Here is an 18,349-nt window from a genome sequence, read left to right on the forward strand (position 1 = left end):
AAACGCGACACCTCCGGGCCTTCGCCGCCGCCCGAGACTGCATGCCACGGGATGATGGGGACTTTCCGCGCGTGTGATGAGGGGAAAGTTCCCCTCGTCTCGCGGATCGCCGTCGAGCGCCGGTCCGTGAAGACCTTCTTGAGAGACCCAGGGGCCTCGATGGAGCCGTCTTTATCGCTCGCGACCCCCAGCAAATCTGCGCAACGTCCCTAAAGCGGGCGTCCGGGCTGGAAAGAGCGTCTCTTGTGGACGGTCGAGGTCGTGATCGGCTCCCGTGGGTCAGTTCAGGCCGTGCCGCGATGGCCTCGCTCGGCGGCAGACTCGCCTTCCAGCCGGTGGCACGGCGAGGGGCGCAGGTGGGGTGCTCGCTACCGGGAGAGGGTTCCTGCGGAGGTCTGCTCCGTTGAAGGCGGCGTGGCCGTTTTTCGGCGACGGGTCAGAATGGTGGTGGTTCGTCGTCCGGGGGCGTTGTCGGGTGGGGTTCGTGCAGGGGTGGTGGTTCGCTGGTGTGGCGCTGTCCGGTCGGGGTGGTGACGGTCAACGTGCCGTCGGGTGCGAGGTGGTAGATCCAGCCGGGTTCGTCCTTCAGCCGGTGATCACGGCGGCACAGCGCGGCGAGGTCGGCGGCACTGGTGTGACCACCGAACTGCCAGGGCACGGAATGGTCGAGATCGCAGGCCTGCGCGACACGGTGGCAACCGGGTCTTCGGCATTCCCGGTCCCGCACCCGCACGAACTCGCCGAGCCCGGCGGTGGGCCGGTACCGTTCCCGGCCCAGATCCAGCACCTGCCCGGACAACGGATCGGTGATGATCCGCCGCAACACCGTATCCGCCCCGGTAGCGATCTCCCGCGCCAGCGACGCCGGAATATCACCATGCCCCGCCAGCTCCGCCGGATCCTCGTTCAGACCGAGATACGTTGCCAAATCCAGATAGAGGAACACTTCCGCCCGCTCCCCAGCACCGCCCTGCCCGCCCAGCAGCAGATCCAACGCCACATCGGCACGCAACTGATCCAAAGTGCGCGCCTCACCACCGGCCCGTAACGCCCGCGCCTCCCGATCGATCCGCGTATACGCGGCGGTCACCTTCTCGACGGGGCCGTCCTCGACCTCGATGGAGGCCACCCCGCTTTCACCTTGCCGCACCATCAGACGACGCCCGGCGCGACTGTGCTCGGTACGCCGGGCGGCCCCTTCCTTGTCCACCACCCCCGCCGCGTGACTCGCCGCTTTCCGGATCTGCTCGGTATTCCGGCCCTCCAGCCGATCCTCCAGCATCGCGTCCGCGGCGCGCGCGTCGTCGTCGGACAGCCACGCGGTCGCCGCGGCGACCTTCGCCGCTCCCGCGCCACTCACCAACCCCTGATCCATCAACCCCAACGTGCGCGGCAGACGAGTCGTCAACGCCTCCGCCGTCGACACCAGCGCCGCCGCATGACCGTCCACAACAGACAGTGCGAACGCCACTTCCTGCACCACGCTCGAAGCACCACCACGATGGCGGGACAACCGCGCGATCGCGCGGAACCGGACTGCCTCCAGTCGCGCGATATCCGCCGACGCCTCCTGCGCGAGCAACACGCATTCCTCGTCGGTCAAAGCAGAAGAATCCTTGTATGAAGCCAAAAAGGCTCTAGAAGTGTTCATGCGGAGAACCGTACAACCGGCCACCGACAATTCCGGCCATGAAGACCGTCGCCGATTTTCGGCAACGACCGGTTCGGCGACAGTGCCGACGAGTCGGAGCGAAGGGAAATCGCGGATCGGTCCTGGCGCGGCGAGAGGGAAGCGAAATCTACTGCGTGGGAGGCGCCAACTCGACACGATTGCGGCCACCCTGCTTCGCCCGGTAGAGGGCGGTATCGGTGGCCACCAGCAGGTCGTCGACGCTCGTGATGTTGGCCGCCGGGTACAACGCCCCGCCGATCGACACCGTCAGGTCGGTCAGCACGGTGTCGCGATCGGGCAGCGCGACCGAGACCACCGCCACCTGGTGCCGGATCCGTTCGGCCACCTGGCGAAGCGTTTCTTCGCCGTGGATGTCCGGAATGACGATCGCGAATTCCTCGCCGCCCCACCGTCCGCAGACGTCCTGTTCGCGGATCTCGGCGCGCAGCGCGTCACCGACCGCCCGCAGGACGAGGTCGCCGTTGGGGTGACCGTAGGTGTCGTTGATCGTCTTGAAGTTGTCGAGATCGAGGAACAACACCCCGAGTTTGCGCCCGGCGCGTGTCCGGCCGAGGTGCTCTTCGGCCAGCTGACGCCAGCGGCGTTTCGTGACGAGCCCGGTGGTGGCGTCGGTGTGCGCGTCGCGCCGGTACTGCGTCAGCAGCAGCCCGCGGTGCAGCGCGACCAGCGCGATGACTACACCGACCAGCACCAGCGGGTTGGCTTGGACGAGGAGGACGGCGGTCACGAGACCGAGGCCGAGCGCGCCCGCTTCGAGGATCTGGTCACCGAAACCGGAGAACAGCTCGCCGATCGACTTCGGCGGCGACGAGAGCGCGATCGCGATCATCACCAGCACGGTGTTGATCGCCCAGCGCAGGGCCGCGGCCACGATGATGACGGCCAGATCGCCCAGCCCGGCGAGCAGTCCGGAGTCGGGCGGACCGGGGTAGTGCCGCAGGCCGAGGCTGAGGACGACGACGGCGGCCTGCGTGCCGCACAGCACCGTCGCGGCGGAAAAGATCCACCGATGGGGGAGAACCGGCCGTTGGTGTGGCCAGATCCGCAGCCATGCGATGGTGTAGGTCATCACGACCATCGCGGCGGCGAGCACCGGCGGCAGCGCGATGACGGCGGCGACGCTCCAGACCGCCTTGGTGTCGACGTAGGCGACCGACGGCGCTCTGTCGTACTCCCGTTGGCGTTCGATCTGCCGGGTGCCCTCGATCGCGATGGCCGCGCACAGCGTCAAGACGCCGAAGCGGACCAGGTCGGTACCGGTCACCGGGACGAGCCAGGCCGTCGCGGCGGTCGAGAGGACCGCGATGAGATTCACGACCAGGACGTAGGAACGCACAGGTCGCGGCAGGCTCCACAGGTGCCAGGCCCCGAGCCTCCGCCGCGCGCCGCCGAGTCGTCCGTCCACACACCCTCTTCCGTCGGTGATCTACACCGTAATCGAACCGGGACTGCGACGACCGTCGTTGTCCGGACGATAAGAAGCGCGGCCTCGAATTCCCCCGGACAGCCCAACCGGAACGAGGGAGGTGCACCGATGCAGGACAACAACTGGTGAATGTTTCGCCTGATACATCGCTATTTCGAGGGAGGTGAACTGCATGCGGGACAACAACTGGACCACTCGGCGTGACAACAACTGGACGTGAGTGATCTCGCCCACGAGCGCGCGGCTTCGCGAAGGGAGGTGAACGCGGTGCGTGACAACAACTGGACGACCCGTCGTGACAACAACTGGACGTGATGAGCCGATCGAGTCAGGAACCATGCTCGCCAACGGGTGTCGTCCCGCCGGCTGGCCCCACGGGATCTTCGGGATCCTCCGGGCCGCGGCGGGACGACACCGCCCGTGACCAGCCCGCTCCGGCGACGAAGGCGACCACGACGCCCGCCCCCGCGGCGACGGTGACCACGGTGGTCGGCGCGACGGCCTGGGCCAGCAGCCCGGCGGCCGCGATCCCCACCGCCTGAGCCGCCCGCAACGCCGCGATCGCGACCCCGATCACCTGGCCGCGCTGGGCCGACGGCGCCGCGAGGCTGTACTGCGTCTGGGTGATCATGTCGTGCGCGGAGAACACGCCCGAGAGCGTCCACAGCACGACGATCGGGACCAGGCCGCCCGCCCAGCCGGTCGGGATCAGCACCAGGCTGCTCGCCACCGTCAGCGCGCCCAGCGCCCGGACCTGCCGTTCGCGCGGGATCCGGCTCAGCAGGAGGCCGCCGAGCACGGAGCCGACCGGGTTCGCGGCCAGTAGCCACGGCAGCGCGCCCGCACCGCCCAATTCGGCGGCGACCGGGACGGCGAGGCCCTCGGGCACGACGTAGAAACCGCAGCAGCAGGCGATGAGGAGCAACCAGCGCAGTTTGCGGTCGCGGGCGACCAGGCGGCAGCCCGCGATCAGGGACGGACGCCTGCGGTGGCCCGGCGCCGACGGCGGGTAGCGGTCGAGTCCGAAACGGAGCATGAGGGCCGACAGCGCGAACGTCCCCGCGTCGATCAGCAGCGCCCCGGGGACGCCGAGACCGGCGACGACGGCGGCGCCCGCGCCGAAGCCCACCACGAGCCCGGCCTGATAAGTGGACGAGATGACGGCCTGGCCGACGACCAGGCGGTCCGGGTCCAGCAGATCCGGCAGCATCGCCTGCCGGGCCGCCTGGAACGGCCCGGCCAGCAGCTGCACGAGGAACAACAGCGCGGCCGCGGCGGGCAGCGGCAGGCCCGGCACCGCCATCAGCGCGATCAGCACCGCGCGGCCGACGTCGGTCACCACCATCACGGTGCGGCGAGAGAACCGGTCCGCGATGCCGCCCAGCGCACCGCCGAGGAGATCCGGGACGAAGGTCAGCGCGTACGCCGCCGAGGCCCACCCCGCCGACGACGTCCGGTCGAACACCAGCACCGTGAGCGCGACCCTGGCCAGCTGGTCACCGGCGACCGACAGCAGATGCGCGAGCCAGATCCGCCGGAACCCGGCGACCGCGAAGACGCTGCGGAACGACGCCGCCCAGGCTGGCATGCGCTTCAGGCTGTCGTGAACCGGCTACTTCGCGCAACCCCGAAGATCTTCGAAAGATTTCCGGCTGTCATGTCGAACCGCGGGGTACCCGTTCGACGTGTCAGCAGGAGAAGGAACGGAGAATCCGATGTCGCATTCACTGGGCCCGCTGGCGAACAACCTGGCCGCCTACGCCATCTACTCGACCGCGCAGACCGAGATGCGCCACGCCTACAAGCTGATCGAGACCGGCGACTACCTCGGCGCCGCCGCGGAGATCGATTCCGCCGCGCACGCCGCCGAGGTCCTCGCCCGCGCCACCTCCGAACTGGACGCCGAGCGTTCGGAACGCTGGCGCAGAGTCGTCGTCGCCCGAAGGCGATTCGCCGAACAGGCCCGGGTGCGGGCCGCGGGCGCCGCCTTGCCGCTGGCCGCGTGAGTCAGCTCAACGGAAAGCGCGTCGATAGGTGCCAGGGCTGACGCCGGTCGTGCGCTTGAACCGGTCGCGGAACGAGGTGGGCGAACCGAAGCCGACTTCGGCGCCGACCCGTTCGACGGCGTACTGGGTGGTCTCGAGCAGATGCTGCGCCTGCCGGATCCGCGTCCGGTGCAGCCACTGCAACGGAGTCGTCCCGGTCTGTTCGCGGAAATGCCGGATGAGCGTGCGTGTGCTCGTCCCCGCGCGGGCCGCGATGTCGGCCAGACTGAGGTCGCGAGCGAGATTTTCCTGCATCCAAAGCAAAGTGGGCTCCAGCGCCGCGCCACGGGGAGCCGGAGGATGCCGCAGCGCGATGAACTGCGCCTGGCCGCCCTCACGTTCCAGCGCCATCACCGAAAGGCGGGCGGCGTCGGCCGCGATCGCGGCGCCGTGGTCGCGGCGGATCAGGTGCAGGCACAGGTCCATGCCCGCGGCGGCGCCCGCCGACGTGAGGATCTGCCCGTTGTCGACGTAGAGCACGTCCGGGTCGACGTCGATCTCCGGATGGGCGGCGGCCAGCGCCTCGGCGGCGACCCAATGAGTGGTCGCGCGGAGACCGTCGAGCAGGCCCGCGGCGGCGAGGACGAAGGTGCCGGAACAGATCGAGGCGATCCGCGTGCCCTTCGCCGCGGCCGAGGTGAGCGCGTCGCGGACGGCTTCCGGCAACGGCCCGGCCGGATCCGCCGTGCCCGGGACGATGATCGTGTCGGCCTCGCGCAGCGCCGCCAGCCCCCACGGCGCACGCAAGGTGAAGTGGCCGGCGTCGACCTCCGGGTGTTCGGCGCAGACGATCACCCGGTAGCCCGCGCTCCCGTCGGCGAGCCGGGTCCTGGCGAAGACCTCGATCGGCGTCGAGAGATCGAACGGGATCACCTTGTCCAACGCGAGGACGGCGACGGTGTGCATGACCGCAACCTACCCGCCCGGCTGGCGAGATCCCGGTGGAAGACGTCGTTCGCGCCACTGGGAGCGGGCGTCGCCCGGTTCTAGCTTCGGGACATGGTGATCATCGCGCCGATTCTCGTCGGCCTCGTCTACGTCGTGCTGATGTCGCTGATCCACGAGCCGCACCGCCGACGCTTCAACGCGGTCATGGTGGCGGGCGCCGGCGCCGCGTACCTGAGCGGCGGCGGCCTCGGGATCTGGGAGTTCGCCTTCACCGCCGTCATGACCTACGTGGCGTATCGCGGCCTGGAGTCCTGGACGTTCATCGGCATCGCCTGGCTGCTGCACACCGGCTGGGACGTCGTGCACCACCTCAAGGGCGCCCCGATCATCCCGTTCGCGGAGCACTCCTCGTTCGGCTGCGCGATCTGCGACCCGGTGATCGCGATCTGGTGCTTCGCGGGCGGGCGATCGGTGACGGATTTCCTCCGCGCGCGTGTTGGCCGCTCGGCCGTTTGATGCGAACATATGTTCTATGACGCCCGAGGGTCCCATCCTGCACGCCGACCTGGACTCGTTCTACGCGTCGGTCGAGCAGCGTGACGACCCGAGCCTGCGCGGGCGCCCGGTCATCGTCGGCGGGGGCGTCGTACTGGCGGCCAGCTACGAGGCCAAGGCGTACGGAGTCCGCACGGCGATGGGCGGCGGGCAGGCGCGGCGGCTGTGCCCGGACGCGATCGTCGTCCCGCCCCGGATGCACGCGTATTCCGAGGCGAGCAAGGCGGTCTTCGAGGTTTTCGGCAACACGACGCCGCTGGTGGAGGGCATCTCGATCGACGAGGCCTTCCTCGACGTCGGCGGGCTGCTGAAGATCGCCGGCACGCCGAGCCGGATCGCCGCGAAACTGCGGAAGGACGTCCTGGAGCAGGTCGGCCTGCCGATCACCGTCGGCGTCGCCAGGACGAAGTTCCTCGCGAAGGTGGCCAGCGGTGTCGCGAAACCCGACGGTCTCCTCGTCGTGCCGCACGACAAGGAACTGGAGTTCTTGCACCCGCTGCCGGTCGAGCGGCTGTGGGGGGTGGGCAAGGTGACCGCGCAGAAGCTGCGCGAGCGCGGCGTCACGACCGTCGGGCAGATGGAGGGGTTCGGGGAACGGGAACTCGTCCGGATGCTCGGCCGAGGCGTCGGCGTCCACCTGCACGCGCTGTCCCACAACGACGACCCGCGACGGGTGCAGACTGGCCGCCGTCGCCGGTCGATCGGGGCGCAGCGGGCGCTCGGCAGCAGACCGCGTACGCCCGCCGAACTCGACGCGATGCTGCTGACCCTCGCCGATCGCCTTGCCCGCCGGTTGCGCGCGGCGCAGCGGGTGTGCCGGACCGTGGTGCTGCGCCTGCGGTTCGCCGACTTCACCAAGGCGACGCGCTCGCACACCCTGCTGGAGGCGACCGAGCAGACCGGCGCGATCGTCGCGGCGGCCCGCGACCTGCTCGCCGCGGCGAGACCGGTGATCGACGAACGCGGGCTCACGCTGATCGGCCTCGCGCTCACGAACCTGACGAAGGACGATTCGATCCAGCTGGCGCTGCCGTTCGATGCCAGGCCGAGGGACGCGCTCGACGCGACGCTCGACACCGTCCGCAACCGCTTCGGTTCGAAGTCCATCACGCGGGCGGTGCACCTCGGGCAGGCCGAGGAGCCTTGGGTGCCGCTGCTGCCGGACTGACCCCGTTCACTAGGGTGTCCCGGTGGCGGAAGTCGAGATCTACACCGATGGCGCGTGCAGCGGCAACCCCGGCCCGGGCGGCTGGGGCGCGGTGCTGCGGTACGGCACGGTCGAGAAGGAGATCTACGGCGGGGACGCCGGGCCGACCACGAACAACCGGATGGAACTGACCGCGCCCATCGAAGCGCTGGAAAGCCTCAAACGCCGGGTCACGGTGGACATCTACACCGACAGCACGTACGTCCGGAACGGCATCACCAGCTGGGTGCGGAACTGGAAGAACAACGGCTGGATGACCTCGGCCAAGACGCCGGTCAAGAACGCCGACCTGTGGCGCCGTCTCGATGAAGCCGCTTCGCGGCACGACGTCGAATGGCACTGGGTCAAGGGCCACGCCGGGCATCCGGAGAACGAGCGAGCGGACCGCCTCGCCGTCAAAGGCGTGGAAGAGGTCGTGGGACGACCTGTCGTCCAGCCCGGCGAACGGTCCGCTCGACGTCGGTGACGCCCTAGCAGCTGACGCTGACCTTCGCGCTCTTGGCGAAGGAAACGTGGACGTGGTCCATGTGGTTGGCGGTCGCGCCGCCGCGATCCTCCATGGTGTCCCAGCCGCTGCCGTCGTTGTAGCGCTGCCGCCAGATGACGTAGGTGACGCCGAAGTCCTTCTGGTTGGCCAGGATGTACTCGGCGATGGCGTTGCCGGTGGCGGTGTCCACCATGAAGTCCAGCGCGAGGCCGGAGGGGTGGTCGCTGGCGTTCGCCCGGCCGGCGACGCCGCCGACGGTCTTGACGCCGAACTTCGCCTTGACGTGGTTGCCGACCTGGGCCACGTGCGGTTTGGTGCCGGCGAGGCTGGTCGAACACGCCGTCGAGGCGGGCACGGTCGTCTTCACCGGGGCGGGGGCCTTGGTCGACGTCGTCGGCTTCGGGGGAGCCGAGGAGGTCGAGGGCGGCGGGGTGGTCGTGCTGGAGGGCGGGGTGCTGCTGGTCGAGGGCGGGGGAGTCACGCTGGAGACCGGGGGAGCCTTCACCGCGAGGGCCGCGCTGGCCGCTTCGACGTCAGGGGTACCCGCGGTGGTCAGCCACATCGACGCCGGGAGCGCCGTGGCGACCGCTGCCGCGATACCCGCGGGGAGCTTCCATTGCGGAGCCTTGGTTTTGCGATGTCTGCCGGCCATTTCTCTGATCACTCACCACTTCGGGGACGGGAAACTCGCGTCGGGGGCCGCGAGCTCCGGGCAACATTACGAAAAGGACACGGCAATGTCACGCCCGAGTGTGTTCGCCCACAGTTACCTTGATCCGTGAACCAAAAGGAGCTCACGTCCGTACAGGTACAAGAAGTGCTTTTATGTGAGCACTGTGAGTGACGAATTCAGTCCGCTTTGCAGGACTGGAAGTACACGTCCTCACTCGGCGAGATCACGTTCACGCCCGGGGAGTTCGGGGCCCGCCCGGTGGCCGTCGTGGCCGCGATCACGGTGCAGATCAGCTGATTGATGGCCTGGTTGGAGAATTTGCGCACCGAAAACGGCAGCGCGAGGCTCGACGGGTCGCCCGGGTACACCGCGATCCGGTCCAGCCCCGGGGGAATGAACGTGGTGAGCCCCTGCGCGGCTTCCCGCTCCGTCGGCCCCTTCAACAGCATCGTGATCGCGCCTTCGGCGGAGATGTAGCTCTCGCTGGGCCTGGTCACGGGGATGACGCGCCCTTCGGACACGAAGTACAACGTCGTCCCGCCCAGGCCCTTCGCCCCCGACGTGGCGCGGATCGAGGGTCCCGGCCCGGCCGGGACGACACCCGTCGGCTGCACCCCGCAGGCCGCCACCAGCGTCGCGGCCGCGAGGGCGGGCAGGATCCGGGTCTTCCTCATCGTGCCCCTCCTTCGGTCCGACGCGGCAGGCGCAGGACGAACCGGGCGCCGCGACCGGTGTTGGCGGCGGTGATGTCGCCACCGTGCAGGCGGGCGTTCTCCAGCGCGATCGCCAGGCCCAGCCCGCTGCCCTCGGACCGGGCGCGGGCGGTGTCCGCCTTGGTGAACCGGTCGAAGACATGCGGAAGGACTTCGGGAGCGATCCCGGGCCCGTGGTCGTCGACCTCCAGCGTGACGCCGTCGCCGTCGGCGCGCAGCCAGACCTCGACCGGGGCCTCGCCGTGCCGGAAGGCGTTGCCGACGAGGTTGGCCACGATCAGGTCGAGCCGCCGCCGGTCGACGCGGGCGAGTACCCCCTCCGGCAGGTCGGTGACCAGGTCTTCGCCGTCGCGCCAGCCGCGCGCGTCGAGGCTGTCCCGGATCGCCGTCGCGAGATCCCACTCGTCGAGCACGAGTTCGGCACGACCCGCGTCGAACCGCGAGATCTCGACCAGGTCCTGGACCAGCCGCGTCAGCCTCCTGGTCTCGCCCGAGACCAGCCGCGCCGCGACGGCGGTGTCCGGCGGCAGCGCCTCCGCGTCCTCGTCGAGGACGTCGGTGACCGCGTTCATCGCCGCGAGCGGGGTGCGGAGTTCGTGCGAGACGTCGGCCACGAACCGGCGGGCGTCGGCCTCCATGGCTTTCAGCTCGCCGACCGTGCGTTCCAGCTCGGCGGCGGTGTTGTTGAAGGTCGTGACCAGTTCGGCCAGCTCGTCGGAGCCCTTGGCCGGCAGCCGGACGTCGAGCCTGCCTTCGCCCAGTTGGGCGGCGGCGGTGTTGAGCGCCCGGACCGGCCGCAGCACCTGCCTCGCCGCGAGCAGGGCGAGCGCGGCGGCCAGCGGGAGCGCGAGCGCGGCCATCTGCCAGGCGTATTTCGCGAGTTCGTCGATGGCCTGTTGCTGCTGGACGAGCGAGGTGAGCGAGTACACCTCGACGCCGCTGGCCCGCATCGCCCCGTTCGGCAGCGGTGCCAGCACCGGCATGCCGACCAGGAGTTCCGGCTTGGCGTCGCGGTCCAGCCGCTGGAACTGGATATGGAGGTCTTCGGCGACCGTCTTCCGCAATTCGGGCGAGAAGATGGTCAGGTCCGGCCCGTTCACCGACCGCAGGTTCCGGTAGACCGCGACGGCGTTCAACCGCAGGCTGCCGGCGAAATCGTTGAGCTGCTCCTGGGTCGGCGGCGTGGACAGCGGGCGGCCGTAGCTGCTGACCCGGTCCTTCAACTGGTTCATCGCCGCGTCCTGGACCGCTTCGAGGATCGCGTTGCGGGCCGACACGTAACTGGCCCCGGCCGCGGCCGCCGCCCCGATGATCGTCATCGCCGCGAACGCCAGGATGAGCCGGGGCCGCAGCCCGGAAAGCAGCCTCATGAACGGCCGAACCGGTACCCGAAGCCGCGGACGGTCTGGACGTGGTCGGGTTTCGCGGGCACGTCTTCGATCTTCGCGCGCAGCCGCTGGACACAGGCGTCGACCAGCCGCGAGTCGCCGAGGTAGTCGTGATCCCAGACGGCGGAGAGGATCTGCTGGCGGCTGTAGACCTGACCGGGTGTGCGCGACAGTTCCAGCAGCAGTTTCAGCTCGGTCGGCGTGAGCGAGACCGGCTCGCCGTTCTTCGTGATCACCAGCCCGCTCCGATCGATGACCAGGCTGCCGTGCCGCTCCCCGGCCGGGTGGTCCTCGCTCGCGGGCTTCTCGCTCACCGCTCGCCGCAGCACCGCCCGGATCCGGGCGTCGAGCACGCGGGGTTCGATCGGCTTGGTCACGTAGTCGTCGGCGCCCGCCTCCAGCCCGGCGACGATGTCGAAGTCGTCACTGCGGGCGGTGAGCATGATGATCGGCACCTCGCCCGCCGAGCGGATGCGGCGGCAGGTCTCGAAGCCGTCGATCCCGGGCAGCATCAGGTCCAGCACGACGATGTCGGGCTGGAACACCCGGAGTTTCTCCAGGCCGAGCTCACCGCTCTCGGCGGTGTGGACGGTGTGCGCCTGCCGGCGCAGCGCGAGTTCCAGTCCCTCCCGGACGGACGCGTCGTCTTCGATCAAAAGGACACTGGCCACGCCGCCATTATTCGGATGTCTCCGCGCCTGTGCGAATCGGCTCGATCTTGTAGCAGAACCATGACATTGTCCGGACCTCATGGGGAAACGGCGTGGGGAGAGTGGGACCCATGGCCGTACTGACCCACGAAGCGAAACCGACCCCCTCCCACCGACCGCTGCCCGGACGGCACGCCGAGACCAGGCGCACCCTGTCCAGGGCGGTGTTCCAGCTCACCACCGGACTGGGCCTGGCCGTCGCGTTCATCGTGACCTTCGTGCTCTTCGTGCACACCACGGCCGGGCAGCTGGCCGAGAACGGCGTCGTCCGTAGCGCGCAGTCCGGCCAGTGGTCCACAATGGACTGGGCGGGCCCGCTCCGGGACCAGGACATGGTGCTCGTGCTCGGCGCCGCCGGGATCGTGCTGACCGGCCTGGCGCTGATCCGCCGCAAACCCGGCCTCCTCGTCCCCGCGCTGAGCGTCCTCGTGCTCCCGCTCATCGTCGCGCAGCTGCTCAAGCTGTACGTCCTCGAACGCCCCGACCTGCCCGACGCCGGCTACGGACCAGGGCACAACAGCTTCCCGAGCGGGCACGTCAGTGCCGCCATGGCGATCCTGATGGCCGCCGCCTTCGTTCTGCCCCAACGGTTCCGCCCGGCGATCATCGGGATCGGCGGCGTCGCGGTCGCCTGGGTCGCGTCGTCGACCATCGCGCTGGGCTGGCACCGGCTGAGCGACACGGCGGGCGCCTGCCTGCTGGGAGCGTCGTTCGCCTGCCTCGTCGCCGCCTGGCTGACCACCCGGCGCCGAGACCTGCGCCGCACGCCCGTCGGGCTGGTGGCGCTGGCCGCGATCCTGCCCACCGCGATCGTGCTGATCGGGTTCGCGGTGCTGAGCACGGCGACCGACGGCGCCGCCCAGTTCGTCGCCGCGCTGGTGCTGGCCGCGCTGTCCGCGATGGGGGTGGTGCTGGTCGCGCTGTGGCCGTTGCGCGGCTCCGCGTTCGAGCGGCGGACCGGGGTGGAGACCCGGGTGGTCGACGACCTCCTCGAAACCCGCCTCGTGACCCGCCGCTGACGCGTCAATCGCGGCGTGACTCCCCGGCCCGGGTCAACGGCGACATCGGCGCCCGGGGGGAGGGAGGAACGGTGGAAGGCGCCAGGACCACGCGGTTCCGTCCACTCCGCTTCGCCTGGTACATGGCCGTGTCCGCCGCGCGGAACAGCTCGCCGTAGTCCGTCGAGTGCTCGGGCGAGAGCCCGACGCCGATCGACACGGTGCAGCCGTGGATCGGTCCCACCGCGCGGGGTTCGTTGGTGGCGTGTCCGCTGGCGAGTTCCGTCAGCCCGGTGATCGCGGTCTTCGCGACGGCTTCCCGGATCCGTTCGGCGATCCGCATCGCCTCCTCGCGGGTGGTGTCCGGCAGTAGGACCGAGAACTCCTCGCCGCCCCACCGCCCGACGACGTCCGTGGCGCGGGTGTTCTGCCGGAGCACCGCGCTGACGCAGCCGAGCACGATGTCACCGCCGGAATGCCCGTACTTGTCGTTCCACTGCTTGAAGTGGTCGAGATCCAGCATCAGGAATGCGGTCGGCCGCCGGTCGGTCTGGTCTTCCAGCAGCCGCAAGGCGGCCGGGGCGTGGAAGGAGTCCTCGGTCAGCAACCCGGTCTTCCGGTCGCGCTGGCTGCGCGCGATCGTGTCCGCCAGCGTCTGCGAAAGCCGGGTCGAGCGCAGCGCGACCCCGATCATCACCAGCGGCACCAGCGCGATGTTGACCGCGCCGAGGATCGTGGTGCACGCGGCGAGCTGCAGCGCGTAGACGAAGTCCGCGTTGTCGGCCCAGCTGCCGATCAGCTTCTGCCGCCGCCAGCCGCCCCACGCCAGGCCGCGCGCGATGCTGATCAGGAGCGTTTGCGACGCGAAGTACCAGAGCGCCGCGCCCACCAGGGTGACGGCGGCGACCACGATGTCGCCCGCCCGCTGGGGGAGCGTTCCGGAGTCGAGCCAGGTGTGCACCGACGTCAGCCGGGTGATCGCGTGCACGCCGAGGATGGAGGCGGCATGCGCGGCGGTGGTGAACAGGAACGTCGTCATCGCCTTGTGCGCGATGGAATAGCGCTGCACGCGCACCATCAGCAGCAGCGCCAGTGACAACGTGGGCGGCAGGAGGACGGCCGCGCTGCCCAGCCAGACGGCGGTCTGGTCGATGTGCTCGCCCCGCCGGTCGTCGGCGCGGCGCTGCTCCTCGGGATGCTGGGTCTGGACGAGGTACCAGATCGCGCAACCCGCGATCACCCCGAAGCGGACGAGGTCCGTGGTCGTGACGGAAGCACTGACTTGCGATTTCAAAGCCCAGACCGCGACCGCGATCTCGGTACCGAGCATCCAGAAGACCGCCGCGGGCGGCAGTCGCCACAGTTCCCACCCCGCCGGATGCCGCAGGGTGTTCCAGGCGCGACCACGCAGCCGCCAGACGCGGGCGGCGGCGAGGCCGACGGTGTCGGCGAAACCCCGGAGTGAACCGGGCGGCCGCTCAGAGACCGCGTCACGGTCGTGCTTGCCGAACTCGCTGACGGGGTCCACCTCCATTCGTCACGCACCGCACCCGCTTCGATCTTGCTGGGTGACCGTGAGGGGGTGACAGGGGGACCGCGTTGACGATCGCGTGAGACAGGCCGATGCCTGCGTTCGCCGGAACCGGGGTCGCCACCAGCTGGCATCGTGGCACGTATGCCTGATGCCGCATACGACGCCGCCGCGGTCCCTGTGATGTTCGGTCCGGATTTCGACAGAGATCCGTCTCCTGCCTACGAATGGCTTCGTTCGAACGCCCCGGCATTCCGGCTTCCGCTGCCCGGTGACACCTGGACCTGGCTGCTGACCCGGCACGCGGACGTCGTTTCCGCGATGGCCGACCCCCGGTTGTCCAAATGCCCGTCCGTCGCCGCGGACCACTGGCGCAAGGCCAATCTCGGTCTGCCCGCCGATCACCGGCCGACGCTCATCGGGCATATGAACAACTTCGAGGGCGGGGAGCACGCGCGGCTGCGCAAGGCCTGTGCCGGCGCGTTCGGCCCGCGCCGGTTGCAGCACATGCGCGACCGCACGCATCAGCTCGCGAACGAACTGCTGGACCCGATCCTCGACCGGGGCGAGGGCGACCTCGTCGAGGATTTCGCGTACCCGCTGGGAATCCGGTCGATCTGCGAGCTGATCGGCATCCCCGGGACCCTGCTGGACGAGGTCCGCCCGCCCGCGCTGGTGGTCGCCGCCGGCGATGTCACCGACATGGCGTCGATGATCGAGGCGACCGACGACCTGGACGCGCTGCTCGCCGACGTCGTCGCCCGCAAGCGCGCCGAACCGGGCGCGGACCTGATCAGCGACCTGCTCACCCAGGAGGCCGACGGCAGGCTGACCGACGACGAGGTCGCCGCGACGGCGTTCCTCTCCCTGATCGCCGGGCACGAGACGACGATCAGCCTCATCGCGTCCACCGCGCTGACCCTCATCACGCATCCGGAGGAAGCGGCCCGCGCCCGCGCCGACGGCTCGTACCTGACGCTCGCCATCGAAGAGGTCCTGCGCCGCGACACCCCGTTGCAGAACACCAGCTGGCGGTTCGTCACCGAGCCGATGGAACTCGCCGGACAGCGGATGGAGGCGGGAGACCCGATCCTGTTGTCGTTGCTGGCGGCCAATCGCGATCCGGAGGTCCACCCGGAACCGCTCGCCTTCCGTCCGGGCGAACGGCCGGTGCGGCATGTGGCCTTCGGGGTCGGGCCGCATATCTGCATCGGCGCCGCGCTCGCCCGCATGCAGGCGTCCGCGGCGCTGGAGACGTTGTTCGGCCGCGCGCCGTCGATGACGCTGACCGTGCCCGAGGACCGGCTGGTGTGGTGGCCGAGCGCGATCACCCGAGGCCTGCACAACCTCCCGGTGAAGCTTTAGGCGCTGTCCTGTAAGTGCCTAGACGGCGCCTTCGATCCGGCCGCGCAGCACGTTCGCCTTGCGGTCGTCGAGATCCATGACGAGCTGGAGCGCGTCGCGCCAGGCGGTCATGGCCTCCTCGGTGTGCCCTTGCGCGGCCAGCGCGCAGCCGCGTTCGTCGAGCGCGTCGGCCTGTCCCCAGACGTCGCCGCAGTTCCGGTAGGCGGTCAGCGCCCCCTCGCAGTACCCGAGTGCCTGCTCCGCGTCGCCGAACCGGCGGCAGGTCCGGGCGAGCGGCACCAGCGCGAAGCCCATTCCGTGCTGGTCGGCGTCCTTCGCGTAGGCGTCATAGGCGCGCAGGCCGTGGTCGAGGGCCAGGTCTCGTTCGCCGAGATCGCGGTAGGCGCGGCCGAGATGGACCCGCGCGGTCGCTTCGCCGAGCTGGTACCCGATCCGCGTGTTCACGGCCACGCTCTCCTCGGCGAGCCGCACGGCCTCGGGGTAGTCCTCGCGTTCGTGCGCGATGTTCCCGAGTCCCACCAGCGCCCAGCCGAGACTCGGGTTCTCGCCGATCTCCTTCGAGAGCTCGACGGCCTCGCCGAACAGTTCGTGCGCGCGGTCGAGGTCCCCGCGCCGCCGGTGCGCCTCGGCGAGGTTGATCGCCGACCACGCGTGCCCGCCGGGGTCGCCGCCCGCCTTCGCGGATTCGATCGCGACCTCGTGGCTGGAGATCCACGTCTGCCACGGCCTGCCGAGCAGGTGATAGTCGAACAACTCGACCGGCAGCCGCCAGCCGGTCTCGTACAGCCCGTGGTCCAGCGCCAGCCGGGCGACACCGGTGATGCTCGGCATCTCCGACGCGCACCAGATGTAGGCCTCGTCGAAGGTGGCGAACCGGAGCGGCTCGACGCCTTCGGGCGCGGGACCCAGGTCGATGTGGTGGTCGCGGGCCGGGGTCAGCGTCCAGCTCGCCGCGTTGGCGCCGTGGAGATACCACTGGGTCAGCCGGGAAACAGCCGCCTGCCGCTCCTCCCGCCATTGCTCGGCGGTGGCTTCTTCGGCGGCGTAGACGCGCAGCAGGTCGTGGAACCGGTAGTACTGAGCGCCGACCTGCTGGACGAGATGTGCCTGCACGAGCCTGTCGAGAAGCCGCCGTGCGTCGTGTTCGGGCAGTCCGGCGAGCGCGGCCGCCGCGCCCGCGGGGAAACGCGGTCCGGGATGGAGGCCGAGCAGCCGGAACATGCGGGCGGTGTCGGCTTCGAGCGCGCGGTAGGACCAGCTGAAGGCGGCCCGGACCCCGACGGCGTCGTCGTCGACAGCGAGCAGTTCCAGCCGTCGCCCCTCGGCGACGAGTTCGCGGGCGAGGTCACCGACACTCTGATGGGGATGCGTGGCGACCCGTTCGGCGGCGATGTTCACCGCCAGCGGCAGCGCCGCGCACAACCGGACGAGCTTGCCGACGCCCTCGGGGTCGCCCGCCGCGCGTTCGTCGCCGATGAGGTCGGCCATGAGCCGCGTCGCTTCGAGATCTTCCAGCGGTTCCAAGGAAACCTGGACCGCGCCGCTGCCGACGACGAGGCCGGAGAGCCGCCGCCTGCTGGTGATCAGCACGGTGGTGTCCGGGGTGCCGGGCAGCACCGGCCGCACCTGATGCGAGTCGAGCGCGTTGTCCAGCACGACGAGGGTGCGCTGGCCGCGCAGCAGCCCGCGCAGGAGCGCGAGCCGCATGTGCTCCTCGGCGGGGACCCGGTCGGGGCGGACGCCGACGCAGCGGAGGAGATCGTCGAGGATGTCGGCGGGCTGCGCGGGCGAGCCCGCCGCGTACCCGCGCAGATCCGACCAGAGGACGCCGTCGAACTCCTGCTGCCGCCGGTTCGCCCAATGCAGCACGAGCGCGGTCTTCCCGACCCCGGGTGGTCCCGCCACGAAGACCACTTTGGCGGGTCCGGTGAACACTTTTTCGTCGAGCAACGCGAAGTGTTCTTCGCGGCCGACGAAATGGCCCGGCGGCGGGGGGAGGTGGACGTACGGTTCCGCGCGGGCGGCTTCGGCGAGGACGATCAGTGTCCCGCCCGCCTCCAGCGCGCGATCGCAGGATTCGGCGAATTCCGCGCTCGGCGGGGTGAGGCCGCGTTCGACCCGGCTGATGAGGCTTTTGTCGACGTAGGCCAGTTTCTGGAGTTCGCGCAACGCGAGCCCTTTGGCCTGCCTCCGCTGTCGCAGCGCGCGGCCGAACGCCAGCGCTGCCGTCGAAACCGGCCTCGGTTCCGCGCGTGCTTTCCCGGTCTCCCCGGATCTGGCCGAGCCGGAATTCTCGGTCACCAGAAGCACCTTTCTTCCCGCACCGCGGCAGATCGTGCCACAACCTTCCCATTACCTGGGTCACAACACGGCCACTGGGTGTGCGGAGGCGCGAAGAGAGCCCCCAAACTGTGCGAGAACGCGCCCGTTCCCCACCGGTGCGCCGGTCGAAAGGGAGGTGGATCATGCGCGACCGCGAAATGTGAGCAGGCCCTGTTCCGCTTGCGAACAACCCGGCGAGTACTGATCTCCTCGGAAACCGGCCGTGGGGGGGGGGGCGGCGGCCCCGGGCGGGGGCGCGGGGGGGGGGGAGGGGGCGCACGAGGGGGGGGGGGTGTGGTGGGGTGGTGGTGGGGGGGGGGCGGGGGGGGGGTGGGGGTGGTGGTGGGG

The 18,349-nt window shown here is 70.1% G+C and carries 16 protein-coding genes; 6 read left to right on the top strand and 10 right to left on the bottom strand.

The genetic code is table 11. From position 1 onward, the window contains the following. Nucleotides 1-436: 436 nt before the first annotated feature. From ACFWMR_RS36775 to ACFWMR_RS36785, 3 genes are all read right to left on the bottom strand, one after another. On the bottom strand, nucleotides 437-1,651 hold the full coding sequence (locus tag ACFWMR_RS36775) for an HNH endonuclease signature motif containing protein (RefSeq protein ID WP_378381745.1): 1,215 nt from the start codon (nucleotides 1,649-1,651) through the stop codon (nucleotides 437-439). A 148-nt stretch (nucleotides 1,652-1,799) separates the two neighbouring features. Beyond that, a complete protein-coding gene (locus ACFWMR_RS36780; protein WP_378381733.1) occupies nucleotides 1,800-3,098 on the bottom strand; it encodes a GGDEF domain-containing protein in 1,299 nt (432 codons plus the stop codon). A gap of 349 nt (nucleotides 3,099-3,447) precedes the next feature. Next, nucleotides 3,448-4,707 carry an MFS transporter gene (locus ACFWMR_RS36785; protein ID WP_378381734.1) on the bottom strand — a complete coding sequence of 420 codons (1,260 nt, stop codon included), beginning with the start codon at nucleotides 4,705-4,707 and terminating at the stop codon, nucleotides 3,448-3,450. A gap of 127 nt (nucleotides 4,708-4,834) precedes the next feature. Here ACFWMR_RS36785 and ACFWMR_RS36790 point away from each other — a divergent pair, with 127 nt between their 5' ends. Further along, nucleotides 4,835-5,125: a hypothetical protein gene (locus tag ACFWMR_RS36790; RefSeq protein WP_378274496.1), complete on the top strand. Its 291-nt coding sequence runs from the start codon at nucleotides 4,835-4,837 to the stop codon at nucleotides 5,123-5,125. Nucleotides 5,126-5,131: 6 nt separating this feature from the next. On the opposite strand, the gene ACFWMR_RS36795 is transcribed toward ACFWMR_RS36790, so the two are convergent. Next, nucleotides 5,132-6,070, bottom strand: coding sequence for a GlxA family transcriptional regulator (locus ACFWMR_RS36795; protein WP_378381735.1), 939 nt, complete (start codon nucleotides 6,068-6,070; stop codon nucleotides 5,132-5,134). A gap of 93 nt (nucleotides 6,071-6,163) precedes the next feature. Here ACFWMR_RS36795 and ACFWMR_RS36800 point away from each other — a divergent pair, with 93 nt between their 5' ends. Genes ACFWMR_RS36800 through rnhA form a run of 3 tightly spaced genes read left to right on the top strand, consistent with a single transcriptional unit; the run spans nucleotide 6,164 to nucleotide 8,280 of the window. Continuing rightward, nucleotides 6,164-6,568, top strand: a complete 405-nt coding sequence (locus ACFWMR_RS36800; protein WP_378381737.1) for a DUF6010 family protein — start codon at nucleotides 6,164-6,166, stop codon at nucleotides 6,566-6,568. Nucleotides 6,569-6,584: 16 nt separating this feature from the next. Continuing rightward, the gene (gene dinB, locus ACFWMR_RS36805; protein ID WP_378381738.1) at nucleotides 6,585-7,775 is read left to right on the top strand and encodes a DNA polymerase IV; all 1,191 of its coding nucleotides are present in this window, start codon (nucleotides 6,585-6,587) and stop codon (nucleotides 7,773-7,775) included. Between the two features lie 22 nt (nucleotides 7,776-7,797). Then, nucleotides 7,798-8,280, top strand: coding sequence for a ribonuclease HI (rnhA, locus tag ACFWMR_RS36810; protein WP_378381739.1), 483 nt, complete (start codon nucleotides 7,798-7,800; stop codon nucleotides 8,278-8,280). A 4-nt stretch (nucleotides 8,281-8,284) separates the two neighbouring features. Here the strand turns inward: rnhA and ACFWMR_RS36815 are convergent, their stop codons facing one another. The 4 genes from ACFWMR_RS36815 to ACFWMR_RS36830 form a co-directional block, all read right to left on the bottom strand. Continuing rightward, nucleotides 8,285-8,953: a hypothetical protein gene (locus ACFWMR_RS36815; RefSeq protein WP_093937037.1), complete on the bottom strand. Its 669-nt coding sequence runs from the start codon at nucleotides 8,951-8,953 to the stop codon at nucleotides 8,285-8,287. A 197-nt stretch (nucleotides 8,954-9,150) separates the two neighbouring features. Then, entirely contained in the window at nucleotides 9,151-9,648 is a 498-nt protein-coding gene (locus tag ACFWMR_RS36820) for a hypothetical protein (RefSeq protein ID WP_378381740.1), read from the bottom strand. Continuing rightward, nucleotides 9,645-11,057, bottom strand: coding sequence for an ATP-binding protein (locus ACFWMR_RS36825; protein ID WP_378381741.1), 1,413 nt, complete (start codon nucleotides 11,055-11,057; stop codon nucleotides 9,645-9,647). The genes ACFWMR_RS36820 and ACFWMR_RS36825 overlap by 4 nt, the downstream gene beginning before the upstream one ends. Beyond that, the gene (locus tag ACFWMR_RS36830; protein WP_093937040.1) at nucleotides 11,054-11,746 is read right to left on the bottom strand and encodes a response regulator transcription factor; all 693 of its coding nucleotides are present in this window, start codon (nucleotides 11,744-11,746) and stop codon (nucleotides 11,054-11,056) included. Before ACFWMR_RS36830 ends, ACFWMR_RS36825 begins: the two co-directional genes overlap by 4 nt. Before the next feature lie 110 nt (nucleotides 11,747-11,856). On the opposite strand from ACFWMR_RS36830, the gene ACFWMR_RS36835 reads away from it, so the two are divergent. Further along, nucleotides 11,857-12,804, top strand: coding sequence for a phosphatase PAP2 family protein (locus ACFWMR_RS36835; protein WP_378381742.1), 948 nt, complete (start codon nucleotides 11,857-11,859; stop codon nucleotides 12,802-12,804). Between the two features lie 4 nt (nucleotides 12,805-12,808). Here the strand turns inward: ACFWMR_RS36835 and ACFWMR_RS36840 are convergent, their stop codons facing one another. Next, nucleotides 12,809-14,317 carry a GGDEF domain-containing protein gene (locus ACFWMR_RS36840; RefSeq protein WP_093937042.1) on the bottom strand — a complete coding sequence of 503 codons (1,509 nt, stop codon included), beginning with the start codon at nucleotides 14,315-14,317 and terminating at the stop codon, nucleotides 12,809-12,811. Nucleotides 14,318-14,458: 141 nt separating this feature from the next. On the opposite strand from ACFWMR_RS36840, the gene ACFWMR_RS36845 reads away from it, so the two are divergent. Further along, the gene (locus tag ACFWMR_RS36845) at nucleotides 14,459-15,679 is read left to right on the top strand and encodes a cytochrome P450 family protein (protein ID WP_378381743.1); all 1,221 of its coding nucleotides are present in this window, start codon (nucleotides 14,459-14,461) and stop codon (nucleotides 15,677-15,679) included. A gap of 18 nt (nucleotides 15,680-15,697) precedes the next feature. Here ACFWMR_RS36845 and ACFWMR_RS36850 read toward each other — a convergent pair whose 3' ends face one another. Then, nucleotides 15,698-17,980: an ATP-binding protein gene (locus tag ACFWMR_RS36850; RefSeq protein ID WP_378381744.1), complete on the bottom strand. Its 2,283-nt coding sequence runs from the start codon at nucleotides 17,978-17,980 to the stop codon at nucleotides 15,698-15,700. Nucleotides 17,981-18,349 lie beyond the last annotated feature (369 nt).

Source organism: Amycolatopsis thailandensis (genome assembly GCF_042723255.1).
Lineage (GTDB): Bacteria > Actinomycetota > Actinomycetes > Mycobacteriales > Pseudonocardiaceae > Amycolatopsis > Amycolatopsis thailandensis.

Excerpts from the sequence above, each read along its gene's own strand:
- dinB (WP_378381738.1), top strand. The coding sequence starts at position 6,585 with ATGACGCCCGAGGGTCCCATCCTGCACGCCGACCTGGACTCGTTCTAC.
- ACFWMR_RS36835 (WP_378381742.1), top strand. The coding sequence starts at position 11,857 with ATGGCCGTACTGACCCACGAAGCGAAACCGACCCCCTCCCACCGACCG.
- ACFWMR_RS36800 (WP_378381737.1), top strand. The coding sequence starts at position 6,164 with ATGGTGATCATCGCGCCGATTCTCGTCGGCCTCGTCTACGTCGTGCTG.
- ACFWMR_RS36845 (WP_378381743.1), top strand. The coding sequence starts at position 14,459 with ATGCCTGATGCCGCATACGACGCCGCCGCGGTCCCTGTGATGTTCGGT.
- ACFWMR_RS36820 (WP_378381740.1), bottom strand. The coding sequence starts at position 9,648 with ATGAGGAAGACCCGGATCCTGCCCGCCCTCGCGGCCGCGACGCTGGTG.
- ACFWMR_RS36815 (WP_093937037.1), bottom strand. The coding sequence starts at position 8,953 with ATGGCCGGCAGACATCGCAAAACCAAGGCTCCGCAATGGAAGCTCCCC.
- ACFWMR_RS36775 (WP_378381745.1), bottom strand. The coding sequence starts at position 1,651 with ATGAACACTTCTAGAGCCTTTTTGGCTTCATACAAGGATTCTTCTGCT.
- ACFWMR_RS36790 (WP_378274496.1), top strand. The coding sequence starts at position 4,835 with ATGTCGCATTCACTGGGCCCGCTGGCGAACAACCTGGCCGCCTACGCC.
- ACFWMR_RS36785 (WP_378381734.1), bottom strand. The coding sequence starts at position 4,707 with ATGCCAGCCTGGGCGGCGTCGTTCCGCAGCGTCTTCGCGGTCGCCGGG.
- ACFWMR_RS36840 (WP_093937042.1), bottom strand. The coding sequence starts at position 14,317 with ATGGAGGTGGACCCCGTCAGCGAGTTCGGCAAGCACGACCGTGACGCG.
- ACFWMR_RS36825 (WP_378381741.1), bottom strand. The coding sequence starts at position 11,057 with ATGAGGCTGCTTTCCGGGCTGCGGCCCCGGCTCATCCTGGCGTTCGCG.
- ACFWMR_RS36795 (WP_378381735.1), bottom strand. The coding sequence starts at position 6,070 with ATGCACACCGTCGCCGTCCTCGCGTTGGACAAGGTGATCCCGTTCGAT.